The organism is Streptomyces sp. NPDC057136 (genome assembly GCF_042670885.1).
In the GTDB taxonomy this organism is placed as follows: domain Bacteria; phylum Actinomycetota; class Actinomycetes; order Streptomycetales; family Streptomycetaceae; genus Streptomyces.
Window position 1 is genome coordinate 86,633 of sequence record NZ_JBHUUV010000019.1, and the last position, 23,265, is coordinate 109,897.

Genomic DNA, 23,265 nt, shown 5'->3' on the forward strand with positions numbered 1-23,265 from the left:
CGTGCGTACAGATCGTCGAACAGGTTCGAGGGAGCGAGGGGCGGACGTGGCGGACGTGCGGAGCGTGCCGGAATCGACCGTTCTCGCGGCGGAGTACTTCGAGAGCTATTCAGTGGTCGGACTGCTCGCCGTCATCGGCGTGCTGTTCGTTGCCGTCGCCTTCGGGGCCGGCCGACTGCTCAGGCCCGTGGTCCCGACGCCGGAGAAACTCCTCACCTACGAGTGCGGTGTCGACCCTGTCGGAGAAGGCTGGGCGCACACCCAAATCCGTTATTACGTCTATGCCTTCCTGTACGTGATCTTCGCCGTCGATTCGATCTTCCTATTCCCGTGGGCGACCGTATTTGCCGCACCCGGATATGGGGCGACGACGCTGGTGGAAATGTTCATCTTCCTCGGCTTCCTGGCCGTAGGACTGCTCTACGCATGGAAGAAGGGCGTCCTCGAATGGGCGTGACGAGCGAACCGCAGCCCGGACCCGTCGCGCTGCCGGACCCGACGCTGCTGGAGCCGAAGAAGCTCGGCGTGCTGTCCCGGCTCGCGCCCGAACCCATGAAGGTGGTCCTGAACTGGGGCCGCCGCTACAGCCTCTGGGTCTTCAACTTCGGGCTCGCCTGCTGCGCCATCGAGTTCATCGCCGCGTCCATGGCGCGGCACGACTTCATCCGGCTCGGTGTGATCCCGTTCGCCCCGGGCCCCCGCCAGGCCGACCTCATGGTCGTGTCCGGCACGGTGACGGACAAGATGGCCCCGGCCGTGAAGCGGCTCTACGAGCAGATGCCCGAGCCGAAGTACGTCATCTCCTTCGGGGCCTGCTCCAACTGCGGCGGCCCCTACTGGGACTCGTACTCCGTGACGAAGGGCGTCGACCAGATCATCCCGGTCGATGTGTACGTACCGGGCTGCCCGCCCCGGCCGGAGGCCCTGCTCCAGGGGATCATCAAGCTCCAGGAGAAGATCGCCCGCGAGTCGCTCGCCGAGCGGTACGGCGCGCCCGAAGCGGGCCGCCTCTCCGCCGCCGCACTCCGCAGCGGCCTGGTCGCGCCCCCGACGACGCCGGGGGAGGGGAAGAAGTGAACGCGAACACGAACGCTTCCGACACGTACGACCGTCTCCCGGACGCCGTCACCGAGATCTTCGGTGCGGAGGCCACGGCCGAGTACGCCTACGACCTGCTGACCGTCGATGTTCCGGCGGCCTCGTGGACCGCCGCGCTCGAAACGGCTCGCGACGAGCTGGGCCTCAGCTACTTCGACTGGCTCAGCGCCGTCGACGAGGCGGACACGGGCTTCCGGGTCTGCGTCCATGTCGCGGCACCCGGGACCGGAAGGGTGCGGCGCCTCCTGGTCCGTACGACCGTCCCGCACGACGCCCCCTCCCTTCCCACCGCCCGCGGCGTCTACGCGGGTGCAGACTGGCACGAGCGCGAGACGCACGAGATGTTCGGCATCGCCTTCGAGGGCCACCCGCATCTGGTCCCGCTGCTGCTGCCCGAGAACTTCGAGGGCCACCCGCTGCGCAAGGACTTCGTCCTGGCCGCTCGCGTCGCCAAGGCCTGGCCGGGCGCGAAGGAGCCGGGCGAGTCCGAACACGGCGGCCCCAAGCGGCGCACCATGCTCCCGCCGGGAGTCCCCGACCCGAACGAGTGGGGCCCCCTGAAGGGCCAGCTCCCCCCTGCCCCGGCCCGCCCGGCCAGAGCGGCCCGCCCCGCAGGCGACCGCCCGGCCCGCCGGACCGCCCCCGCAACAGGGGCCGAACCCACGACCCCGGCTGGAACCACGCCCCCGGCCACCCCCGCGCGCCGCACCCGCAGCGTGTCCGAGGGCTCGGCGAGTCAGCAACCGGAACCGACCACGGCCCCGGAACCGACCACGGCCCCGGAACCGACGCCGCGCACCCCGGACGCCCCGTGGCACGACGCCGCCCCCGCACCGGGCCCGGGGGCGGAGCCCCCGGTTCGGGAAGGGGCGGGTAGGGGAGAAGCCCAGCGCAGCGCCACCCCCGAGGCTGAGCCCACCAACGCCGCTGAGCCCACCAACGCCGCCGAGCCCACCAACGCCGCCGAGCCCGCCGACACCACCGCGCAGCCCGACACCGAAACCCCCGCCCCGCCCCCCGAGGCCGAGGCCACTCCCGACCCCGACCACCCCGCCGGAGGCGATACCGCGTGAACGACGTACTCGACGTCGCCCTCCGGCTCCTCATCGTCTTCGCGGTCTTCATGGTCGCCCCCCTCATCGTGGGCCAGACCGAACACAAGGTGATGGCCCACATGCAGGGCCGCCTGGGCCCCATGTACGCGGGTGGCTTCCACGGCTGGGCCCAGCTCGCCGCGGACGGCGTGAAGTTCGTGCAGAAGGAGGACATCGTCCCGGCGGAAGCCGACCGGCGCGTCTTCCAGCTCGCCCCCGCCGTCGCCCTCCTCCCGTACCTCCTCGTGCTCGTCGCCATCCCCATCGGCCCCAGCGAGGGCGCGGTCGGCCAGGTCGTCGACGCGGGCATCTTCTTCGTGCTCGCCGTGATGGGCGTCGGCGTGCTCGGCTCGCTCATGGCGGGCTGGGCATCGGCCAACAAGTTCTCCCTCCTCGGCGGACTGCGCACCGCCGCGCAACTGCTCGCGTACGAGCTGCCGATGCTGCTCGCCGCCGCCTCCGTGGCCATGGCGGCGGGCACGGTCTCCCTCCCCGGCATCCTCAACGCCTTCGAGTGGTGGTGGCTGCCCTGGCAGATCGTCGGAGCCCTGGTCTTCTTCGTGGCCGGCCTCGCCGAACTCCAGCGCCCCCCGTTCGACATGCCGGTCGCCGACTCGGAGATCATCTTCGGTGCCTACACCGAGTACACCGGCCTGCGCTTCGCGCTGTTCCTGCTCGCCGAGTACGCGGGCATCGTCGTGCTGTGCGGACTGACCACAGTCCTTTTCCTCGGCGGCTGGCACGGCCCGCTCGGCGCCGACGGACTCGGCTGGGTCTGGACGCTCCTCAAGATCGCGGTCCTCGCCTTCGTCGTCATCTGGCTCCGCGTCACCTATCCCCGTCTCCGCGAGGACCAGTTGCAGAAGCTCGCCTGGACCACGCTCATCCCGCTCGCCCTCGCGCAGATCGCGCTCACCGGCATCGTGAAGGTGGCGATCAACTAATGGCCCCGATCCCCGGCGCCGGGCTGGCCAAGGGCCTCGCCGTCACCCTGCGGACCATGACGAAGCGCACGGTCACCGCGCAGTACCCCGATGTCCAGCCCGAACTGCCGCCCCGCAGCCGAGGCGTCATCGGACTGTTCGAGGAGAACTGCACGGTCTGCATGCTCTGCGCCCGTGAGTGCCCCGACTGGTGCATCTACATCGACTCCCACAAGGAGACGGTGCCCGCCGCCGCTCCGGGTGGCCGCGAGCGCAGCCGTAACGTCCTCGACCGCTTCGCGATCGACTTCGCCCTCTGCATGTACTGCGGTATCTGCATCGAGGTGTGTCCTTTCGACGCGCTGTTCTGGTCACCGGAGTTCGAGTACGCGGAGACGGACATCCTCGAACTCACCCATGAGCGCGACAAGCTCCGCGAGTGGATGTGGACCGTGCCGGAACCGCCGGCGCTCGACCCGGGAGCCGAGGAGCCGAAGGAGCTCGCTGCCGCCCGCAAGACGGCGGACAAGCTGAAGGCCCAGGAAGCCGAGCAGGCCCAACAGGCCCAACAGGCCCAACAGGCCGAGGACACCCAGCAGCCCAAGGAACCCGGACAGGAGGGCCAGGAGTGACCCTCGCAGCCGCCGCGGCCCACCCCGGCTTCCTTTCCCCGACCGGTGTGGAGATCGCCTTCCTCCTGGTCGGCCTCGCCACATTCGGCGCAGCCGTCATCACCGTCACGACCAAGCAGCTCGTGCACGCCGCACTCTGGCTCGTCGTGGCGCTCGGCGGCATCGCCGTCGAGTACCTCCTGCTCACCGCCGAGTTCATCGCCTGGGTGCAGGTACTGATCTACGTCGGTTCCGTCGTCGTGCTCCTCCTCTTCGGACTGATGCTCACCAAGGCCCCCATCGGCCACTCCCCGGACGCCGACTCGGGCAACCGGTGGGTCGCCCTGGCCGTGGCCGCAGCCGCTGCCGCCGCGCTCGTCTGGGTGGTGGTGGACGCCTTCCGCACCACCTGGATCGACCTCGACGGCCCGGCCCAAGGTTCTACCGACGCCACCGGGGAGTTCCTCTTCCGGCACTGGGTGCTGCCCTTCGAAGCACTCTCCGTCCTGCTGCTCGCCGCCCTCATCGGCGCGATCGTCCTGTCCCGCAAGGACCGAGAGGGCAAGAGCCACCGAGAGGACAAGAGCTGATGCACCTCGCCTATCCCGCCGTGCTCGCCGCCCTCCTCTTCTGCACCGGGCTGTACGGAGTCCTCGCCCGCCGCAACGCGATCCTGGTCCTGATGTCCGTCGAGCTGATGCTCAACGCCGTCAACCTCAACCTGGTCGCCTTCGACGTGTGGCTGCGCGACGCGCTCCACTCCGGCCAGGCCCTCACGCTCTTCACCATCGCCATCGCCGCAGCCGAGATCGGCATCGGCATGGCGATCGTCCTCGCCGTCTACCGCAACCGCGGCAGCTCCGACGTCGACCGTCTCCGCGACACCGCCGAGACCGACGCGGCCGAGACGCTCCCCGGTGACGAGGACATCCACGGCACCGAAGACCAGGCCACTGCTCCGGCAGGGAAGGCAAAGAAGGCTGAGGCCACCGCGTGACCACCACGACCCTGGCCGTCCTCGTCCCCCTCCTGCCGTTCCTCGGTGCCGCGGCGGGCCTGCTGCTTGGCCGCACGGCCCCCGGGTTCGTACGCCCCCTCGCCGTGCTGCCCACGTTCGCCGCAGCCGTGATCGCCGTCGTCGTCGCCGCACGTCAGGGCGGTGGCCGGGCCATCGACGCCGCTACCCAACTGACGCCCACCGGCTCCGTACCGATCGATCTCGCCCTGCACCTCGACGGCTTCGCGGTCCTCGTGGCCGTGCTCGTCGGACTCGTCGCCACCTGCGTGCAGATCTACTCGACCGCCTACCTGCGCGACGACCCCCGCTACCCCTCGTACGCGGCCCTGGTCTCCCTCTTCACCTCCGCGATGCTGCTCGTCGTCTACTCGGGCGACCTGATGGTGCTCCTGGTCGGCTGGGAGATCATGGGCATCTGCTCGTACTTCCTCGTCGGCCACTACTGGGAGACCCCGGAAGCCCGCGCCGCCTCCCTCAAGGCCTTCCTGGTCACCAAGCTCGGCGACGTCCCCTTCCTCATCGGTCTGTTCGCGCTCGCCGCCGACACCGGCACGTTCCGCATCACCGGCATCCTCGGTGCCGTCGCGAACGGCGGCCTCGACCACCCCACCGTCATCGCCCTGCTGCTCCTCGCAGGCGTCGCGGGCAAGTCCGCGCAGTTCCCCCTGCACACCTGGCTGCCCGACGCGATGGCCGGCCCCACCCCCGTCTCCGCGCTCATCCACGCGGCGACGATGGTCGCCGCCGGTATCTACTTCGTGGCCCGGCTGCTCCCCGTCTTCGCCGCGTCCGGCGCGGCGCTGGTCGTCCTCGCCGTGATGGCCGCCGTCACGATGATCGGCTCCGGACTCGCCGCCCTCGCGCAGGACGACATCAAGCGCGTCCTCGCCTACTCGACCATCGGCCAGCTCGGCTACATGGCGGGCGCCCTGGCCGTCGCCGACCGCGGTGCCGCCGTCTTCCACCTCATCTCGCACGGTGCGTTCAAGGCCGTCCTCTTCCTCGCCGCAGGCGTCGTCATCCACGCCGCCGGGACCAATTCACTGGCCGCCATGTCCCGCATGGGCGGCCTGAGGAAGCGCATCCCGGACGCCTACTGGACGATGACCGTCGCCCTCCTGGCCCTGGCCGCCATCCCGCCGTTCGCCGGCTTCTTCTCCAAGGAAGCCGTCCTCGTCGCCGCCGAGCACACCGCACTCGGCGACCGTGATGTCGCTCCGGCTGCCGCCGGCTGGACGATCCTCGTCGCCGGACTGCTGGCGGCGGTCCTGACCGCCGCGTACGCCACCCGCCTCTGGCTCCTCGCCTTCAAGGGGCGGGGCGCCGAGGCGCCCGACCACGGCAAGCAGCCCGTCGCGATGACATCCGTCCTCTGGCTCCTCGCCGTCCCCACCATCGGCTTCGGACTGACCGTCGGCGTGATCACCGACTGGTTCGACGGCCACAGCCTCACCCCGTCCGTCACCACCGCCGTCCTCTCCACGGGCGTCGGTCTCGTCGGCGGCCTCGTCACGTACGGCGCCTGGCGTCACACCACCGCCCTCGCCGCCCGCACCCCGGCCGGCATGGTCGTCGCCCACCCCGACGCCGAACCGGCACTCGTCGAGATCGAGGCACTGACCGCGCACACGGCGGCCTACGGCACCAACGGTGACGCCCCCGACCCCGCGGACCCCGGCCGACTGCTGCTCGGACCGCTCCACCACCACGCCGCCACCGGCTTCCACCTCGACGCGCTGTACACGACGCTGTTCGTCCGGCCCGTCGAGGCCGCCGCCCGCCTCGTCCGCTTCCTGGACCGGGAAGTGGTCGACACCTATGTACGCGGCTCCGGCACCGGCGCACGCTGGCTCGGCACCGCCGTCCGCCGCGCCCAGACCGGCAACGTGCAGACCTACCTCAGCGCACTGCTGGCCGGTTCACTTGTCCTGGCGATCGCCGCCGTCGTTTTTGCCAACGTCAACGCCGGGTCGTGACCGTGTTCGATATCAGCGAATCCGTGATGCAGTTCCTTCTCGCGTTCATCGTCGTCGCCCCGCTCCTCGGTGCCGCCGCGGCTCTGCTCCCCGCCCCGCCCGGACTGAAGGGCAGGAACCCGGACCAGGCCGTGCTCCGCCACGGCGTGACCGTCACCGGCGCGATCCTCCTCGCGGCGATCGTCCTGGCCATCGGCTTCGACCACGACCAGCCGTCGAAGATGCAGGCCAGTACCGATATCAGCTGGATTCCGGCGCTCGACGTCCGCATCCACCTCGGTGTGGACGGCATTTCGCTCCCCCTTCTCGTACTGACCGCGCTGCTGACCTTCCTCTGCGCGCTGTACAGCTACTTCAAAATGCCCGCCGGCCCGTCCCCGAAGGCATTCGTCGCACTGATCCTCGTGCTCGAGTCCGGCACCCTCGCGACCTTCGCCGTCCTCGACCTGCTGCTGTTCTTCCTGGCGTTCGAGATGGTGCTCATCCCGATGTACTTCCTCATCGCCCGCTGGGGCGGCGAGAGGAAGCAGGCCGCTGCCTGGAAGTTCATCCTCTACACACTGCTCGGCTCGGTGATCATGCTGCTGGGCCTGCTCCTCATCGGTCTGAAGAGCGGCACTTTCGACATGGTGGCACTCGCCACTGACAACGGCCGTGGGCTCACCTCGTCCGTGCAGGTCATCGCCGTACTGGCCATCGGGATCGGCCTCGCCGTGAAGACCCCGATGTGGCCGCTGCACAGCTGGCTCCCCGACGCCCACACCGCCGCCCCGACCGTCGGCTCGGTCCTGCTCGCGGGCGTCCTGCTGAAGATGGGCACGTACGGGTTCGTACGCATCCTGCTCCCCATCACCCCCGACGGGATGCGCACCTTCGCGCCCTACCTCGCCGCGTTCGCGGTGGTCGGCATCATCTACGGATCGCTCGCCTGCCTCGCCCTCGTCCGCACCGGCGCCAAGGGCGACCTAAAGCGCCTGATCGCGTACTCCTCCGTCGGCCACATGGGCTTCGTGCTGCTCGGCATCGCGACCATGACGCCCACCGGCGTCAACGGGGCGCTGTTCGCCAACATCGCCCACGGCCTCATCACCGGCCTGCTGTTCTTCCTGGTCGGCGCGGTCAAGGACCGGTACGGCACCGCCGATCTCGACACCCTCGCCGGTGCGACCGGAGCCGCGCTCTACGGCCGGGCCCCCCGCCTCGGCGCCCTTCTCGCCTTCGCCGCGGTCGCCTCGCTCGGTCTCCCCGGACTCGCCGGATTCTGGGGCGAGATGCTCACCCTGTTCGGCGCGTTCGACCCCGCCGACGGGCTCAGCCGCCCCGCCTTCCTCACCTTCATGGCGATCGGCGCCCTCGGCACCCTGCTCACCGCCGCGTACATGCTGCTCGTCGTACGCCGCGTCTGCATGGGCGAGCCCGCCAAGCACCAGCAGCAGCCGCATGTCGCGGACATCCAGACCTACGAATTCGCCGCCTGGACCCCGCTCGTCGCCCTCACCGTCCTCGCCGGACTCTGGCCCGCCGTCCTCCTTGGCCTCACCGACCCGGCCGTGCAGAAGCTCCTCGCAGGAGGCAAGTCGTGACCGCAGCCGTCGTCACCACCGCGGCCGAGAGCACCACAAGCCTCGTCCAGTCCGTCGACTGGCTCGCGATCGCGCCCCCCGTCATCGTCGCCACGGTGGCCCTCGGGGTGCTCGTCGCCGACCTCTTCATCAGTGAACGGCACAAGCCGCTCCTCGGGTACGCGTCCATCGCGGGACTCGTCGCAGCTCTCGCCTTCCTCGTACCGCTGCGCGCCGGCGACCGTTCCACGTTCTGCGTCACCGGCCCCAACGACGCGTGCAGCTACACCGCCGATCACTTCGCCCTGGTCATCCAGGCCCTCGTACTCGGCGGCGCCCTGCTCACCGCGCTGCTCTCCCTCGACGACACCCGCAAACTCCCCGCGGGCGAGTACTGGTTCCTCCTGCTCTCCTCCGCGGCCGGCGCCGCGCTCCTGCCCGCCGCCCGCGACCTCGCCACGCTCGTCGTCGCCCTCGAAGTCGCCTCGCTCCCCGCGTTCGCGCTCGTCGGCATCAAGCGAGGCGACCGGCGTTCCTCCGAAGCGGCGCTGAAGTTCTTCCTGTCCTCCGTCGTCGCCACCGCCGTCATGCTCCTCGGCGTCAGCTTCGTGTACGCGACGACCGGCACCATGTACCTCACCGAGATCGCGGCCCGCCTCGACGACGTGCCGGGCCAGTTCGACACCCTCGCCAAGGCCGGTGTCGTCCTCACCCTCGTCGGATTCGCGTTCAAGACGGCCGCCGCCCCGTTCCACTTCTGGGTGCCCGATACCTATGTGGGCGCCCCGCTGCCCATCGCCGCGTATCTCTCCGTCGTCGGCAAGGCGGTCGGCTTCTCCGGCCTCATCCTCGTCACCGTGATCGCGTTCCCGTCGTACGCCGACGTCTGGGGACCGGCCGTCGCCGTCCTCGCCGCGCTCACCATGACGATCGGCAACGTCGCCGCCCTCCGCCAGAGCGCAACCCGCGCCCGCAGCGCCGTACGCCTGCTCGCCTGGTCGTCCGTCGCCCAGGCCGGCTACCTCCTGGTCCCGATCGCCGCCGCCGCGTACTCCAGCGACGAACAGATCGGCTCGACCGTCGCGTACGCCCTGATGTACGCCGTCGTGAACCTCGGCGCCTTCGCGGTGGCCGCCCTGGTGGCCCGTACGCACCCGGGCAACCGGATCTCCGACTACCGCGGCCTGTACGCCACCCGCCCCCTCGCCGCACTCGCGATGGGCTTCTTCCTGCTCTGCCTGGCCGGTCTGCCACCCGGCATCATCGGCCTCTTCGCCAAGGTCACCGTGTTCTCGGCGGCCGTGGACGCGGGGCTCGGCTGGCTCGCGGTCGTGATGGCGATCAACGTCGTGATCGCCCTCTACTACTACCTCCAGTGGACCGCGACCCTCTTCAGGGCCCCGGAGGCCACCGAGGACAGCACAGAGGCCCCCGCCGAACCGGGACTCCGCGCCCCGGCCCCCCTCACCACCGCGCTCGTCCTCACCACCGTCGTCGGCATCGTCCTCTCCGGCGCCCCGCAGCTGGTCCTCAGGTTCGCCGCCGTCAACCTCTTCTGACCCGCCCTCCTCCGGCCCGTCCAAGATCGGTTTGCCCGGAGCAGCCGGCACACGGCATGGTCTTGCCTGCATACGTCACGTATTGAGCAAGAGGAGCAAAGCGGTGCTGAACGGGTTCAAGGACTTCATCCTGCGCGGGAACGTCATCTCGATGGCCATCGGCCTGGCCGTCGGAGCGGCGTTCACGGCCGTCGTCACCGGCTTCAGCAACGCCTTCATCGTCCCGCTGATCGGCCTCTTCACCCGCGGGACCGGAGACTTCAGCAAGGCCACCTTCACCGCCGACGGTGTGAAGTTCCCGTACGGCCTCTTCATCAGCGCCGCCATCGCCTTCCTCATCACCGCCGCGGTCCTCTACTTCCTCGTCGTCCTCCCCATGGCCAAGGTCCAGAACCGCTTCACGGCCAAGGAGGAAGAGGCGAAGGCCGACATCAAGGCCGCTCTGCGTGACTGCCCCCGCTGCTTCTCGGAGATCCCGGCCGTCGCCTCCCGCTGCGGTCACTGCACCAGCGAGGTCGAGCCCGACCAGGAGGCCCTGGCGCTCGCGGGTCTTCCCGCCCAGCGCTGAGACAGTCGCGACGACGCCCTCCGAACACGGCACAGGCAGCGCCCCGGCACCCGGACGGCCTATGCCTGCGCCCGCGCGCACAAGGGAACTAGCTCTCCTCGCCTGGCGTTGACCAGTACGGGAGGCTCCACTGGGGAGTGGAGCACCACCAGGCAAAGGGTTCCCCTGCCGCACCATCTGGAGGGCGTACCGTGCACCGCCGGCACAACGGGCTGAGAACCGCCGTACTCCTCGGGGGCCTGTCAGCACTCATCATCGTCATCGGCAGCTTCTTCGGGCGTACGGGTCTGATCGTGGCCCTTGTCGTCGCGATCGGCACCAACGCCTACGCGTACTGGAACAGCGACAAGCTCTCGCTCCGCGCCATGCGGGCAAGGCCCGTCAGCGAGTTCGAGGCGCCACAGCTCTATCGCATCGTCCGTGAGCTCTCGACCGCCGCCCGACAGCCCATGCCCAGGCTCTACATCTCCCCGACCCAGGCACCCAACGCGTTCGCCACGGGCCGCAATCCGCGCAACGCGGCCGTGTGCTGCACCGAGGGCATCCTCCAGATCCTCGACGAACGCGAGCTGCGAGGGGTACTGGGACATGAGCTGAGCCACGTCTACAACCGCGACATCCTGATCTCCTCCGTCGCGGGAGCGCTCGCCTCCGTCATCATGTTCCTGGTGAACTTCGCCTGGCTGATTCCCATTGGCCGGTCCAACGACGACGAGGGCCCCGGGCTCTTCGGCATGCTGCTGATCATGATTCTCGGCCCGCTTGCGGCCACGGTGATCCAGCTCGCCGTCAGCCGCTCCCGGGAGTACGAGGCGGACGCCTCGGGAGCTCAGCTCACCGGCGACCCGCTTGCCCTGGCGAGCGCCCTGCGTAAGCTCGATGCAGGGACGAAGCAGCTTCCGCTGCCACCCGAGCCGAAGATCGAGACCGCGAGCCACATGATGATCGCGAATCCTTTCGGCCCCGGCCGGGGCATGTCCAAGATGTTCTCGACCCACCCGCCGATGGCGGAACGTATCGCCCGACTCGAGCAGATGGCAGGTCATCGCCCGTGAATACAATTCTGAACGTCATTTGGCTGGTTCTCTGCGGCTTCTGGATGTTCCTCAGCTACCTGGCCGCGGGTCTCCTGCTCTGCATCACGATCATCGGCATCCCGTTCGGGCTGGCGGCGTTCCGGATCGGCGTCTACGCCCTCTGGCCCTTCGGCTACACGGTCGTGGACCGCCGGGACGCGGGCGCCCCCTCCTGCGTCGGGAACGTCCTCTGGCTGATCCTCGCCGGATGGTGGCTCGCCCTCGGCCACATCTTCACGGGCATCGTCCTGTGCATCACGATCATCGGCATCCCGCTGGGTATCGCGAACTTCAAGCTCATCCCCATCTCCCTGATGCCGCTCGGCAAGGAGATCGTCCGGTCGGACCAGCCGTTCGCCACCCGCTAGAAGCCACTCGCCGCGCGCCTACAGCCCGGTCTCGCGCAGGGTCAGATTGAGCCGGCCGCCGCGCATCCCGCTCGCGGGATCGGCTGTCCCGGCATACACCTTGGGCACCCCGTGGAACGCGTAGCGCGACGGGCCGCCGAACACGAACAGATCACCCGAGGCCAACTCCACGTCCGTGTAGGGACGTCCACGGTCCTCGGTGTTCCCGAAGCGGAACACGCACCGGTCGCCGATGCTCAGCGACACCACAGGAGCCCCGGAGCGCTCCTCCTTGTCCTGATGCATGCCCATCCGTGCGGCATCGTCATAGAAGTTGATCAGCGCCGTGTCCGGTGTGTACGCCTCGGCCGCACCCTCGTCCCCGTACGCCTCGGCCACCGCCGCCCGTCCCAACTCGCCGAGCCAGTCGGGGAACGGGGCGACCCGGGCACCGTTCACGTCATCGGCGGTACGGGAATAGCGGTACGGCTGCCAGTGCCACCCCAGGCACACCGTCCGGACCGACATCACCCCACCACCCGGCAGCACCGTGTGCCGCAGGGGCACGGGCCCCCGGGCCCACTCCCGGCACGCCTCGACCAACTCCCGCTGTCGCTCCACCGAAAGCCACTCGGGCACATGGACGGCACCCGGGGCGAGGACGGTCCGAGGCCGCGGGAAGAGACCTGACACCGCGACACCACCCGTCACCGGCGCAGAAGAGTCATCCTGCGCACTGTGTTCACCGTCCGGTCACCGGAGCGCCCTCCAGCCCCAGCAACTGCTTCTTGCGCTCCAGGCCGCCCGCGTAGCCACGCAGAGCACCGTCCGCACCGATGACCCGGTGACAGGGACGCACGATCAGCAGCGGGTTGCGCCCGATCGCCGTCCCCACGGCCCGTACTCCCGGTCCCGGGGACCCGACCTGCTCGGCCACATGGCCGTACGACACCGTCTCCCCGTACGGAATCGAGTCCAGCGCTTTCCAGACACGCCGCTGGAAGTCCGTGCCCACACCGTCGGCGTACTTGATGTCGAAGCGGGTCAGCCGCCCGTCGAAGTACGCCGCCAGCTGACCGGCGATCCCGGCGAACGCCTCCGGGGCGTGGAGCCAGCCGTCCTGGACCGCCGAACCGCCCTTCTGGCCCGGCAGGGACAACGACACCAGGGCAACACCGGAGGCGTCACCGGCTGCCCCGGCCGGCCGCTCGCCGACGAGCAGCAGCTCACCCAGCGGGCTGCCGACCCTCGCGTACATCGTCATGACCGTCACGCTCCCTTGCCCGTATCGCTTCCTGCCCTGCCGAGTCTGCGACCCGCGCCGCCTCACGACCGGCGGTATTCGGACATGACATCCGACGCCCCCGCCTTCCAATAGTCCGCGACCCGAAACGAATACGGGGCGACCGCGCCGACCGGCACGCCCGCCCCGTCCGCGACTGCCGCACGGCAGTCACCGCACTACCGGTAGTTCGCGAACTGCACCGCGAAGTCGAGGTCCTTCTCCTTCAGCAGCGACTGGACGGCCTGCAGATCGTCCCGGCTCTTCGAGCTGACCCGCAGCTCGTCGCCCTGGACGAGCGCCTTGACGCCCTTGGGGCCCTCGTCGCGAATGATCTTCGCCACCTTCTTGGCGTTCTCCTGGGAGATGCCTTCCTCGATCGTGGCGAAGATCTTGTACTCCTTGCCGGAGAGCTGCGGCTCGCCCGCGTCCAGGGACTTCAGCGAGATACCGCGCTTGACCAGCTTGGACTGGAAGATGTCGAGGATGGCCTTGACCCGCTCCTCGCCGTTCGCCTCCATCAGGATCTTCTCGCCGGACCACGAGATCGTGGCGCCCGTGCCCTTGAAGTCGTAGCGCTGGGAGATCTCCTTGGCGGCCTGGTTGAGGGCGTTGTCGACCTCCTGCCGCTCGACCTTCGAGACGATGTCGAAACTGGAGTCGGCCATGACGTGTGGCTCCTTGCGTCGAATGCTTGGGTTCGCCCAAGCCTAGTCATCCCGGCCCGTCACAAGTGCTGATCAACTGGGTAGCGGAGCACCCCCAGTCATCAGGTATCGTTTACGTCGTCGCCAAGGGGGTCCTCACGGACTGCCTAGGCGCTGTTCTAGGCGGCGTGCCCGAGTGGCCAAAGGGAGCAGACTGTAAATCTGCCGGCTCAGCCTACCCAGGTTCGAACCCTGGCGCCGCCACAGGAACGAAGGGGCCCGTGACCAGCAGAAATGCTGATCACGGGCCCTTTGCATGGCCGGGGCACCCGATAGGCCTCTACGGGGCAGGCGTGGGGCAGCGCTCAGGGGTTGGCCACCTCCCGCCCCGCAGTGTTGCTTCGATCCGGGCGTTCGCCGTCGCTGCAGAGCTGTCCAGACATGTGGCGCAGACCCGGAAGAGAACCGGCGCACTGTGCCATCACCTGAGGTTCCACGCCCGAACTGAGCCAGGTCGAGACTGCTGTGTGACATAGGTCGTACGGGCCCTTGGCCGGCGAGGAACCTGCTGGGCGGGTGTCAGGGCCGACCATCGGGAGCCACCCCGTAGGTGACGATGTGTCAGCGGAGCAGGGCGACCAGGTCTGGGGTATCGGCACGGCGCGTATCGCATTCCGGGGGCGGTCGCCTTGAGCCCGCGCCGGTCGTGAGCCGCCGCTGTTGTCCACGCGGACCCTGATCGGGGCCGGGGTCTCACGTAGTCGCAGCACGCCCCAGCCGCGTAGTACGTGCCGTCTCCCGGGGCCGGACGCTGCGGATGGAGCTGTCCAGAGCGCTGCGGATGGTGGCGCGGTCAGTCGGTAGCGGTGAGTTCCCGGGCCTCTCCAGCCCTTTGTAAGGCCGCTTCCACCTCGTGCCGGGCAAGGTCGCCCCACGCACGAAGCGCCCCACCTTGAAGGCGCACCGGTTGAGCGTGTTGCCCTGCTTCTCCGGCGCTTCAAGGTGGATCGGAGCGGTTACTCACCGATGAGCTTGAGTTGGTACCTGTCGGTCAGTTCAGCGACCCACTTGTCCGAGAACTCGAGACCGTACTGTTTGCCCAGCTCGGCGCGCCGTTGGACGAACTCTGCAGGATCGGCCGCCGTCTCGGCGATCGTGCCCATCTCATCGAAGAATCGCTCAAAGCCTGCGGGGGAGAGGATTTCCAGGATCCTCGCCGGTTCCGGTCCGGCGTTCCAGAAGGTGTGCAGGATCCCGCGCGGCTTGAGGATGTACGAGCCCGGACCTGCCGTGGCCTCCTGGTCGCCCACCCGTGCACCGACCTGGCCCTGCAGGACGTATGAGAACTCGTCTTCACGGCTGTGCAGATGCGGCGGTACGAGACGGCCCGGCTCGATCGGGTGCTCGACGATCGAGAACTGGTTACCGGTCTCCTCAGCCCAAATCTTGAAATCGACCCCGATGCCTCCGAGCCAGATCGACTTGCCCTCGTCCGGTTCGACTACAAAGCGGAGAGCCTTCACGACGGCCTCCCAGATGTCGTTCCTGCTACCTTTTACAACTCTATTCCGGTCTTACGTCTCAGTCACCGGCACCGCTGAGTGAACGGGGCCGACCGCTGCGTCGAAGCGTTCTCCGGGCTCGCAGAGGACCTTTACGCGCATCTCCGCCATGGGCGAGTAAGCGACTACCGAACGGACGTCCACGCCTTGCGTGCTCAGTGGCCCGTCAGTTGCCCGCGATGTCCTTCACCGCGACCGTCAGCGGCACGTTCCCGGAGATGAGCTCCAGCGTGAGGCCCGCGCTGGCCGGAGTGTCCAGGAGCTCCAGGAGCGAGGCCGCCACGTCGTCGCGCGGGACGGGGCCGCGGCCGGTCGAGGCCGCCAGCAGGATCTGGCCGGTGCCTGCGTCGTTCGTGAGCATGCCGGGGCGCAGGATCGTCCAGTCCAGTGAGGGCCGGGAACGTACGTAGTCGTCGGCGGCACCCTTGGCGCGCAGATAGATGTCGAACACCTCGTCGCCCGGGTGGCCGGCATCGGCACCCATGGACGAAACCACCACGTAGCGCCGCACGCCCGCCCGTTCCGCGGCGTCGGCGAAGAGCACCGCCGCTCCCCGGTCGACGGTGTCCTTGCGGGCGCTGCCGCTGTCCGGGCCCGCCCCCGCGGCGAAGACCACGGCATCCGCGCCGCGCAGCACCTCCGCGGTCTCCTCTACGGAAGCCGATTCCAGATCGAGGACGACCGGTTCGGCACCCGCTTCGCGGAGGTCGTCGGCTTGTTGGGGATTGCGGATGATTCCGACCGCTTCGTCTCCGCGCGCAGCGAGCAGCCGCTCCAGCCGCAGCGCGATCTGACCATGTCCACCTGCGATGACAATGCGCATGCTCCCGACCGTACGCCGCGCCGGGCGGCCGTGCTCACGAGCCGCTGCCGGGACCCCTGCCGGGCCCGTCATCCGGTGTGCGGGCACCACCCGAAGGTGGGCCCTTCTCGACACGGCCCTGGCGGGGGAGGTCGAGCGCGACGGCCGCTTCCGAGTCGCAGTACTCGCGCACCGCGCTGGTCCGCGCGACCACCCGGCCCCGGTGGATCACGATCCTGCTGTACGCGAGGGAGAGCACGCCCGAGAGCCGTTCCCCGCGCACCGCCAGCAGCTCGGCGGGGAAGCCCGCCTCGACGCGTACCTCGGGCAGCCCCATGGCCGCCCTGGCGGCCGCGGAGACGGCCTCGTAGGCGTGCTCGGCGCGCAGGCCGTGCTGGGAGGCCAGGAGGTACGCGGCTTCGAGGGGGTCGCCGCGGCCTACGGGGTTGGCGACGTCCCGCAGCGCCCCGCTGCCCGCCGCGACCCGGACTCCGGCGGCCCGCAGCAGCCGTACGGGCGCGGCGCCCCGGCGCTCGGCACCGGAACAGCCGCCCTGGGGGAGGCAGATGACGGTCACTCCGGTGGCCGCCAGCTGGTCGGCGGCACGGACGGCGGCTTCGAGGGGCAGCTGCGACAGGCCCCCGCAGGGACCGATGGAGACGCCGGGACGCAGCCCGCCGGCCATGGCGGCGAGCCGGGCCAGCCGCGCCGGATCGTCACTGTCCGTGTGCAGATCGACGGGGCAGCCGTGCTGGGCGGCGATCTCCAGGACGGCTTCGGCGTAACCGGCCGGGTCGGGATCGAGGTCGGGGCAGCCGCCGACCACGCCCGCGCCCATCTTCACGGCGTCGCGCAGCATGGCGAGGTTGCCGGCGCCCGCGATGCCGGTGAGCAGGCGGGGTACGGCGACTGGAGTGAGGTCGGCGAGCCCGCGCAGTGCGCGCCGGGCCTGGAGGACGGCTTCGAGCGGGGCGAGCCCCTGGACGTCCCCGATGCGTACGTGGGAGCGCAGTGCGGTCGCGCCGTGGCCGACCTGGAGCAGGGCCGCCTCGGTGGCGCGGCGCTGGATGTCCTCGGCGAGATGGGACGCGGGGCCCGGGCTGTCCGGCCCGGCGCTGTCGGCGGTGAGCGCCGTGTCGCTGTGCGCGTGAGGCTCGGCGGGTGCCGGCAGCAGCAGGTAGCCACGCAGGTCCACACGGGGGCCCCGGGCGGTCAGGCTGCCCGCGGTGCCGACGGCTTCGATACGGCCGCCACTGAGCCGTACGTCCACGATGCGGCCGTCGGTGAGCCTGGCGCCGCACAGCACGAGCGCTGCGTCGGGAGTCGCGCCGGCGTCGGGGCTGCTCGCGGGGCCGGCCGCGCCGGCGCCGTCGGCAGCGCTGTCGTCGGGCCGCCGCGGCTGGCTGTCGGGCATCGCGCTCCTGAAGACGGGTCAAGATCACACAGAGTGAGTCGAGCCTAGGGCGGTGGCCGGTTCGCTTCGATGAGGAGCGAAATAGTCGTACCGGCGTGGCCTGGTGGGGCGTACGGGGCCGATGTGAACGGCAGGGAGCGGAGTGGTCCGTGTGCCGGTCGGGACGCTGTCCGTCACACGGGTCGACGCCTTGTACGACTGTCCGATCAAGAGCCTGCTCAAGGCCCTGGTCAGGGGCCTGATCAAGGGGTCGGACGCGGGTCCGGTCGGCGCCGGGAAGAAGGCCATGGAAACGGATTTGGGCGACGGCGACAGACCGTGTAATGTCTTCATCGCTCGCCCCAATAGCTCAGTCGGTAGAGCGTCTCCATGGTAAGGAGAAGGTCTGCGGTTCGATTCCGCATTGGGGCTCTGGTGATCGGGAAACCCTGCTTCGGCGGGGGAACTCGTCATCAAAGCGGTGTAGCTCAGTCGGTAGAGCAAGCGGCTCATAATCGCTGTGTCACCGGTTCAAGTCCGGTCACCGCTACTTACGGTAGCCGATTGTGGGGTCGGTCCTTCGATCGGCTACTCTTTTTTGCGTTCATCCGTCCATCCGTCCGTCCAAGGAGCACTCACGTGGCTGCCACCGACGTCCGCCCGAAGATCACGCTGGCCTGCGTGGAGTGCAAGGAGCGGAACTACATCACCAAGAAGAACCGGCGTAACAACCCGGACCGTCTTGAGATGAAGAAGCACTGCCCGCGCTGCAACTCGCACACCGCGCACCGCGAAACCCGCTAAACAGGCTCGTACACGAGGCCGTCCCCATTGGGGGCGGCCTCGTGTCGTTTGCGAGGGCCGCACTGCGGCCCATTCGTCTTTACACCAGGAGGGAGCGAGCCCATGGCGCTCGACCAGACCTTCGTGGGGCGGACCTATCCGCCCACCGCGCCGTACGAGGTCGGCCGCGAGAAGATCCGTGAGTTCGCCGAGGCAGTGGGCGACGCGAATCCCGCGTACACCGATCCGCAGGCCGCGGCAGAGCTCGGTCACGCCGATGTGATCGCCCCGCCGACTTTCGTCTTTTCCATCACGTTCAAGGCCGCGGGAGATGTTGTCAGGGACCCGCAGTTGGGGCTGGACTACAGCCGTGTGGTGCACGGGGACCAGAAGTTCGCGTACGTGCGTCCGGTGCGGGCGGGGGACCGGCTGACGGTCACCTCGACGATCGAGGGCATCAAGTCCCTCGCGGGCAACGACATCGTGGACATCCGCGGCGAGGTCCACGACGAGGCCGGCGAGCACGTGGTGACCGCCTGGACGAAGCTGGTGGCCCGCGCCGCCGAGGAGGCGTGATGACGGCCAAGGTCTCTTACGAGTCGGTCGAGGTCGGTACGGAGCTGCCGGCGCAGTCCTTCCCGGTCACCCGCGCGACGCTGGTGCAGTACGCGGGCGCCTCCGGTGACTTCAACCCGATCCACTGGAACGAGAAGTTCGCGCGCGAGGTCGGCCTGCCGGATGTGATCGCGCACGGCATGTTCACCATGGCCGAGGCGATTCGCGTGGTCACGGACTGGGTCGGCGACCCCGGAGCCGTCGTCGAGTACGGGGTGCGCTTCACCAAGCCGGTCGTCGTCCCCAACGACGACAAGGGTGCGCTGGTCGAGGTCAGTGGCAAGGTGGCCGCTCTGCTGGGCGACAACCAGGTGCGGGTCGATCTGACGGCCATGAGCGACGGCAAGAAGGTGCTGGGCATGTCCCGCGCCGTGGTCCGGCTCGCCTGAGTCTCGTAGCTGTGAGTAAGGGGCGTCCCTCCTGGAGGGGCGCCCCTTACTGCGTTCCGGGTACCCACTTGCCAAGTTAGTGATTGAGCAATAACTTAGCTTCATGGCAAGGATGAGTGCGGAGGACCGGCGCGAGAGCGTCGTGCGGGCGGCGATCACCGAGTTCGCCCGCGGGGGTTACAACGGCACCTCCACGGAGGCGATCGCCAAGCGGGTGGGCGTCTCGCAGCCGTACCTCTTCCGCCTCTTCCCGAACAAGCAGGCCATGTTCCTCGCCGCTTCCGAGCGCTGCCTGGAGGACACCCGGAGGGTGTTCATGGATGCCGCCGAGGGGCTGGAGGGCGAGGCGGCGGTCTCGGCGATGGGCGCCGCGTACCAGCGGCTCATCGTCAGCGACCCCGACAAGCTCCAGATGCAGATGCAGACGTACGCGGCCGTGGCGAGTGCCAGGGCTGCGGGGGATCACGGGTTCGGGGACGCGGTGCGCACCGCCTGGGTCGGGATGTGGGACGAGGTCCACCTCGCTCTCGGTGCCGACATCGAGGAGACGACGTCGTTCTTCGCGTACGGGATGCTCATCAACACACTGGCCTCGCTCGGCTTCCCGGCCGAGCACCGGGTCTGGTCGGGGTTCTACGGCGACACCAGGCCGATCGCCTGAACAGTGCGGCCCGGGGCTCTGCCCGGTTTCCTGCCCAGAAAAGTTAGTCATTGATAACTAATCCTCAGGGGGAGCAGTGGACCAGCACAGATCAGACCGCTCGCGAGCGGTCTGGGCCCTCGTCATCACCAGTGTCGCCAGTTTCATGGCCGCTCTGGACAACCTCGTCGTGACCACCGCGCTGCCGTCCATCCGCGACAGCCTCGGCGGCGGACTCGAAGAGCTCGAATGGACGGTGAACGCCTACACACTCACCTTCGCCGTCCTGCTGATGACCGGCGCCGCACTCGGCGACCGGTTCGGCCGCCGCCGGCTCTTCCTGGTGGGCCTCGCCGTCTTCACCGGCGCCTCCGCCGCGGCCGCCCTCTCACCGGGGATCAACGAACTCATCGCCTTCCGCGCGGTCCAGGGCATCGGCGCGGCGATCATGATGCCGCTGACCCTCACCCTGCTCACCGCCGCCGTCCCGGCCGCCCGGCGTGGCATGGCCCTCGGCATCTTCGGCGCCGTCACCGGCCTCGCCGTCGCCAGCGGGCCGCTCATCGGCGGCAGCCTCACGGAGCACATCTCCTGGCAGTGGATCTTCTGGCTGAACGTCCCGATCGGACTGATCCTGCTCCCGGTGGCCCGGCTGCGCCTCCGTGAGTCGTACGCCCCGAACTCCCGGCTCGACGTCCCCGGCACCCTTCTCGTCAGCGGCGGACTCTTCGGCATCGTCTACGCGCTGGTCAGCGCCACCGGAGACGGCTGGACCAGCCCCACCGTCCTGACCGGCCTGCTCGTGGGGACCGCACTCCTGGCCGGGTTCGTGCACCACGGCTTCACGGCGAAGAACCCGATGCTCCCCATGCGGCTGTTCCGCGACCGCGCCTTCTTCGGGATCAATATCGCCAGCCTGCTGATGTTCCTGGGGATGTTCGGGTCGATCTTCCTGCTCAGCCAGTTCCTGCAGAGCGCGCTCGGCTACTCGCCCACCGAGGCCGGTCTCCGGATGCTTCCGTGGACCGGGATGCCGATGCTGGTCGCCCCGATAGCCGGATATCTCTCCGACCGCTACGGCGGCCGCCCCGTCGTCGTGACCGGGCTCGCCCTCCAGGCACTCGGCCTCGGGCTCTTCGCGACGGTCCTCGCCCCCGATGTGAGTTACGCAGCCCAGCTGCCGGGCCTGATCATCGGCGGCATCGGCATGGCGATGTACTTCGCGCCCGCCGCCAGCCTCGTGATGTCCAGCGTCCGGAGCGGCGAGCAGGGCATCGCCTCCGGGGCCAACAATGCGCTGCGGGAGGTCGGAGGCGCGCTCGGCGTCGCCGTGCTCGGGTCCGTCTTCGCCGCCCAGGGCGGGTACGAATCCCCCCAGGGGTTCTCGGACGGGACCGTTCCGGCCCTCTGGATCGGCGCCGGAGCGGTGGCCCTGGCCGCGCTCGTCGCCCTGCTGATCCCCGGCCGCCGCACCGCCGCGACCCCGGACCCCGAGCCGGCCGAGGACCGGACCCCTGTCGCCGCCTGACCGGCCGCTCCGCCTGTACGGTCCGTGGCCCCGCCCGAGCGGTGGGGCCGCGGACCGTACTCTTGTCCCCGTGCAGGAACTCCACGACGCCCCCCTCGCCCCCCTGACCACCTTCCGGCTCGGCGGACCCGCGACCCGCCTCCTCACGGCCACCACCGACGCCGAGGTGGTCACCGCCGTGCGCGAGGCCGACGAGACGGCCACCCCGCTCCTGGTGATCGGCGGCGGCTCCAATCTGGTCATCGGCGACAAGGGCTTCGAGGGCACCGCGCTGCGTATCGCGACGAAGGGCTTCGCCCTGTCCGGTACGACGCTGGAGCTGGCCGCCGGTGAGGTCTGGACCGACGCCGTCACCCGCACGGTCGAGGCGGGCCTCGCGGGCATCGAGTGCCTCGCCGGAATTCCGGGCTCCGCCGGCGCGACACCGATCCAGAACGTCGGTGCGTACGGCCAGGAGGTGTCCTCCACCATCTCGGAGGTCGTCGCCTACGACCGCCGCACCCGCGAAACGGTCACCATCGCGAACGCCGAGTGCGCCTTCTCGTACCGGCACAGCCGCTTCAAGGCCGAACCCGACCGCTACGTGGTGCTCCGCGTCCGCTTCGAGCTGGAGGACGCCGGCGGCCTGTCCGCCCCCCTGCGGTACCCCGAGACGGCACGCGCCATGGGCGTGGAGCAGGGCGAGCGCGTTCCCGCGACGGCTGCCCGGGAAACGGTCCTCCGGCTCCGCGCGGGCAAGGGCATGGTCCTCGACCCCGAGGACCACGACACCTGGTCGGCCGGGTCCTTCTTCACCAACCCCATCCTCGGCCCGGCGCAGTACGAGGCGTTCCTCGCCCGCGCCAAGGACCGCCTGGGCGACGCCGTGACGCCGCCCGCCTTTCCTGCGGCCGACGGCGGCACCAAGACCTCCGCGGCCTGGCTGATCGACAAGGCCGGCTTCACCAAGGGGTACGGCGTGGGACCGGCCCGTATCTCCACCAAGCACACGCTCGCCCTCACCAACCGGGGCGACGCGACCACCGAAGACCTCCTGGCCCTCGCCCGCGACGTCGTGGCCGGCGTCCACGAGGCGTTCGGTGTCACGCTCGTCAACGAGCCCGTGACGGTCGGCGTCAGCCTGTAGGGCGCGGCTCGCTCAATAGGCCACGCCCACGCCCTGCTTCACCGCCGCCGGATCGTCGATCAGCGCCAGCATCGCGTGCGCCACATCGGCCCGCGAGATGGACCGGCCACTGCGGGGCGTACCGCCCACGACCGTCCGGTACGTCCCCGTGCGCGGCCCCTCGGTCAGTTTCGGCGGACGTACGGACGTCCAGTCCGTCGCACTGCGCGCCAACGCGGCCTCCATCAGCGTCAGATCGGCGTACACCTCCTTGAGGACCGCCCCGATCGCCTTGCGCATCGCCCGGTCCAGCAGCGGTTCGTCCGCCGCCTCCGGGCCGACCGGCGCCGCGCTCACCACCAGCAGCCGCCGTACGCCCTCGGCCTCCATGGCCCGCAGCACCTGCCCGGTCAGCCGCTCGGCGACCCCGTCGGCCTTCCGGCCGCGCGAGCCGAGGCCCGAGAGCACGGCGTCCCGTCCCGCCACCGCCCCGCGTACCGCCTCCGCGTCGTCGAGCCGCACAACCGCGTGGAGGTCCGCCGCGCTCAGCCCCTCCGGCAGCCGGGCGGGGTCTCGGACCACGGCCGTCACCTCGTGCCCCGCCTCCGACGCCTGCCGCACGAGCTGCCGGCCGATGGCTCCCGTGGCCCCGAACACTGTGAGTCTCATGGCACGCCTTCCAGATGG

Annotated in this window: 26 protein-coding genes and 3 tRNA genes; 22 read left to right on the top strand and 7 right to left on the bottom strand. The window is 69.7% G+C overall.

The genetic code is table 11. From position 1 onward, the window contains the following. Window positions 1–55 precede the first annotated feature (55 nt). The 13 genes from ACFT7S_RS22625 to ACFT7S_RS22685 all read left to right on the top strand — a co-directional run bounded on the left by ACFT7S_RS22625 (window position 56) and on the right by ACFT7S_RS22685 (window position 11,853). Window positions 56–457, top strand: coding sequence for an NADH-quinone oxidoreductase subunit A (locus ACFT7S_RS22625; protein ID WP_382734777.1), 402 nt, complete (start codon window positions 56–58; stop codon window positions 455–457). Then, window positions 448–1,077 carry an NADH-quinone oxidoreductase subunit B gene (locus ACFT7S_RS22630; protein WP_382734682.1) on the top strand — a complete coding sequence of 210 codons (630 nt, stop codon included), beginning with the start codon at window positions 448–450 and terminating at the stop codon, window positions 1,075–1,077. Before ACFT7S_RS22625 ends, ACFT7S_RS22630 begins: the two co-directional genes overlap by 10 nt. Beyond that, on the top strand, window positions 1,074–2,171 hold the full coding sequence (locus ACFT7S_RS22635; RefSeq protein WP_382734684.1) for an NADH-quinone oxidoreductase subunit C: 1,098 nt from the start codon (window positions 1,074–1,076) through the stop codon (window positions 2,169–2,171). Before ACFT7S_RS22630 ends, ACFT7S_RS22635 begins: the two co-directional genes overlap by 4 nt. Further along, entirely contained in the window at window positions 2,168–3,136 is a 969-nt protein-coding gene (locus tag ACFT7S_RS22640) for an NADH-quinone oxidoreductase subunit H (RefSeq protein ID WP_382734686.1), read from the top strand. The genes ACFT7S_RS22635 and ACFT7S_RS22640 overlap by 4 nt, the downstream gene beginning before the upstream one ends. Continuing rightward, on the top strand, window positions 3,136–3,747 hold the full coding sequence (locus ACFT7S_RS22645; protein WP_382734688.1) for a NuoI/complex I 23 kDa subunit family protein: 612 nt from the start codon (window positions 3,136–3,138) through the stop codon (window positions 3,745–3,747). Before ACFT7S_RS22640 ends, ACFT7S_RS22645 begins: the two co-directional genes overlap by 1 nt. Continuing rightward, window positions 3,744–4,316 carry an NADH-quinone oxidoreductase subunit J gene (locus ACFT7S_RS22650; RefSeq protein WP_382734690.1) on the top strand — a complete coding sequence of 191 codons (573 nt, stop codon included), beginning with the start codon at window positions 3,744–3,746 and terminating at the stop codon, window positions 4,314–4,316. The genes ACFT7S_RS22645 and ACFT7S_RS22650 overlap by 4 nt, the downstream gene beginning before the upstream one ends. Continuing rightward, the gene (nuoK, locus tag ACFT7S_RS22655) at window positions 4,316–4,723 is read left to right on the top strand and encodes an NADH-quinone oxidoreductase subunit NuoK (RefSeq protein WP_382734692.1); all 408 of its coding nucleotides are present in this window, start codon (window positions 4,316–4,318) and stop codon (window positions 4,721–4,723) included. Before ACFT7S_RS22650 ends, nuoK begins: the two co-directional genes overlap by 1 nt. After that, a complete protein-coding gene (locus ACFT7S_RS22660; RefSeq protein ID WP_382734694.1) occupies window positions 4,720–6,720 on the top strand; it encodes an NADH-quinone oxidoreductase subunit L in 2,001 nt (666 codons plus the stop codon). Before nuoK ends, ACFT7S_RS22660 begins: the two co-directional genes overlap by 4 nt. Next, entirely contained in the window at window positions 6,717–8,303 is a 1,587-nt protein-coding gene (locus ACFT7S_RS22665; protein ID WP_382734696.1) for an NADH-quinone oxidoreductase subunit M, read from the top strand. The genes ACFT7S_RS22660 and ACFT7S_RS22665 overlap by 4 nt, the downstream gene beginning before the upstream one ends. Then, a complete protein-coding gene (locus tag ACFT7S_RS22670) occupies window positions 8,300–9,841 on the top strand; it encodes an NADH-quinone oxidoreductase subunit N (RefSeq protein WP_382734698.1) in 1,542 nt (513 codons plus the stop codon). Before ACFT7S_RS22665 ends, ACFT7S_RS22670 begins: the two co-directional genes overlap by 4 nt. Window positions 9,842–9,944: 103 nt before the next feature. Then, on the top strand, window positions 9,945–10,409 hold the full coding sequence (gene mscL, locus ACFT7S_RS22675; RefSeq protein ID WP_382734700.1) for a large conductance mechanosensitive channel protein MscL: 465 nt from the start codon (window positions 9,945–9,947) through the stop codon (window positions 10,407–10,409). 191 nt (window positions 10,410–10,600) lie between these two features. Next, window positions 10,601–11,464, top strand: a complete 864-nt coding sequence (gene htpX, locus ACFT7S_RS22680) for a zinc metalloprotease HtpX (protein WP_382734702.1) — start codon at window positions 10,601–10,603, stop codon at window positions 11,462–11,464. Then, entirely contained in the window at window positions 11,461–11,853 is a 393-nt protein-coding gene (locus tag ACFT7S_RS22685) for a YccF domain-containing protein (protein WP_382734704.1), read from the top strand. The genes htpX and ACFT7S_RS22685 overlap by 4 nt, the downstream gene beginning before the upstream one ends. Before the next feature lie 18 nt (window positions 11,854–11,871). Here ACFT7S_RS22685 and ACFT7S_RS22690 read toward each other — a convergent pair whose 3' ends face one another. The 3 genes from ACFT7S_RS22690 to ACFT7S_RS22700 form a co-directional block, all read right to left on the bottom strand. Further along, window positions 11,872–12,525 (bottom strand): alpha-ketoglutarate-dependent dioxygenase AlkB family protein, encoded by a 654-nt coding sequence (locus tag ACFT7S_RS22690; RefSeq protein ID WP_382734706.1) that lies wholly within the window; start codon window positions 12,523–12,525, stop codon window positions 11,872–11,874. Between the two features lie 49 nt (window positions 12,526–12,574). Further along, window positions 12,575–13,096, bottom strand: coding sequence for a methylated-DNA--[protein]-cysteine S-methyltransferase (locus tag ACFT7S_RS22695; RefSeq protein WP_382734708.1), 522 nt, complete (start codon window positions 13,094–13,096; stop codon window positions 12,575–12,577). 197 nt (window positions 13,097–13,293) lie between these two features. Then, a complete protein-coding gene (locus ACFT7S_RS22700) occupies window positions 13,294–13,782 on the bottom strand; it encodes a YajQ family cyclic di-GMP-binding protein (protein WP_382734710.1) in 489 nt (162 codons plus the stop codon). Window positions 13,783–13,943: 161 nt separating this feature from the next. Between ACFT7S_RS22700 and ACFT7S_RS22705 the strand changes: the two genes are divergently transcribed. Beyond that, window positions 13,944–14,025 (top strand) — tRNA-Tyr (locus ACFT7S_RS22705). Between the two features lie 752 nt (window positions 14,026–14,777). Here the strand turns inward: ACFT7S_RS22705 and ACFT7S_RS22710 are convergent. The 3 genes from ACFT7S_RS22710 to ACFT7S_RS22720 all read right to left on the bottom strand — a co-directional run bounded on the left by ACFT7S_RS22710 (window position 14,778) and on the right by ACFT7S_RS22720 (window position 17,539). Continuing rightward, a complete protein-coding gene (locus ACFT7S_RS22710) occupies window positions 14,778–15,284 on the bottom strand; it encodes a cupin domain-containing protein (RefSeq protein ID WP_382734712.1) in 507 nt (168 codons plus the stop codon). Between the two features lie 205 nt (window positions 15,285–15,489). After that, window positions 15,490–16,146: an SDR family oxidoreductase gene (locus tag ACFT7S_RS22715; RefSeq protein ID WP_382734714.1), complete on the bottom strand. Its 657-nt coding sequence runs from the start codon at window positions 16,144–16,146 to the stop codon at window positions 15,490–15,492. A 34-nt stretch (window positions 16,147–16,180) separates the two neighbouring features. Then, on the bottom strand, window positions 16,181–17,539 hold the full coding sequence (locus tag ACFT7S_RS22720) for an amidohydrolase family protein (protein WP_382734716.1): 1,359 nt from the start codon (window positions 17,537–17,539) through the stop codon (window positions 16,181–16,183). Window positions 17,540–17,877: 338 nt separating this feature from the next. On the opposite strand from ACFT7S_RS22720, the gene ACFT7S_RS22725 reads away from it, so the two are divergent. The 8 genes from ACFT7S_RS22725 (at window position 17,878) to ACFT7S_RS22760 (ending at window position 22,599) form a co-directional block, all read left to right on the top strand. After that, window positions 17,878–17,950: transfer RNA gene (locus ACFT7S_RS22725), tRNA-Thr, on the top strand. Between the two features lie 45 nt (window positions 17,951–17,995). Continuing rightward, window positions 17,996–18,068: transfer RNA gene (locus ACFT7S_RS22730), tRNA-Met, on the top strand. An 89-nt stretch (window positions 18,069–18,157) separates the two neighbouring features. Continuing rightward, window positions 18,158–18,322, top strand: coding sequence for a 50S ribosomal protein L33 (rpmG, locus tag ACFT7S_RS22735; protein ID WP_003956487.1), 165 nt, complete (start codon window positions 18,158–18,160; stop codon window positions 18,320–18,322). A gap of 102 nt (window positions 18,323–18,424) precedes the next feature. Next, window positions 18,425–18,877, top strand: coding sequence for a MaoC family dehydratase N-terminal domain-containing protein (locus ACFT7S_RS22740; protein WP_382734718.1), 453 nt, complete (start codon window positions 18,425–18,427; stop codon window positions 18,875–18,877). Continuing rightward, window positions 18,877–19,305, top strand: coding sequence for a MaoC family dehydratase (locus ACFT7S_RS22745; RefSeq protein WP_382734720.1), 429 nt, complete (start codon window positions 18,877–18,879; stop codon window positions 19,303–19,305). Before ACFT7S_RS22740 ends, ACFT7S_RS22745 begins: the two co-directional genes overlap by 1 nt. Window positions 19,306–19,417: 112 nt before the next feature. Further along, window positions 19,418–19,966 carry a TetR/AcrR family transcriptional regulator gene (locus ACFT7S_RS22750; RefSeq protein WP_382734779.1) on the top strand — a complete coding sequence of 183 codons (549 nt, stop codon included), beginning with the start codon at window positions 19,418–19,420 and terminating at the stop codon, window positions 19,964–19,966. Window positions 19,967–20,042: 76 nt separating this feature from the next. Continuing rightward, on the top strand, window positions 20,043–21,473 hold the full coding sequence (locus tag ACFT7S_RS22755; protein ID WP_382734722.1) for an MFS transporter: 1,431 nt from the start codon (window positions 20,043–20,045) through the stop codon (window positions 21,471–21,473). 70 nt (window positions 21,474–21,543) lie between these two features. After that, window positions 21,544–22,599, top strand: a complete 1,056-nt coding sequence (locus ACFT7S_RS22760) for a UDP-N-acetylmuramate dehydrogenase (RefSeq protein ID WP_382734724.1) — start codon at window positions 21,544–21,546, stop codon at window positions 22,597–22,599. A gap of 12 nt (window positions 22,600–22,611) precedes the next feature. On the opposite strand, the gene ACFT7S_RS22765 is transcribed toward ACFT7S_RS22760, so the two are convergent. Further along, on the bottom strand, window positions 22,612–23,247 hold the full coding sequence (locus ACFT7S_RS22765) for an NAD(P)-dependent oxidoreductase (protein ID WP_382734726.1): 636 nt from the start codon (window positions 23,245–23,247) through the stop codon (window positions 22,612–22,614). Between the last annotated feature and the right edge of the window lie 18 nt (window positions 23,248–23,265).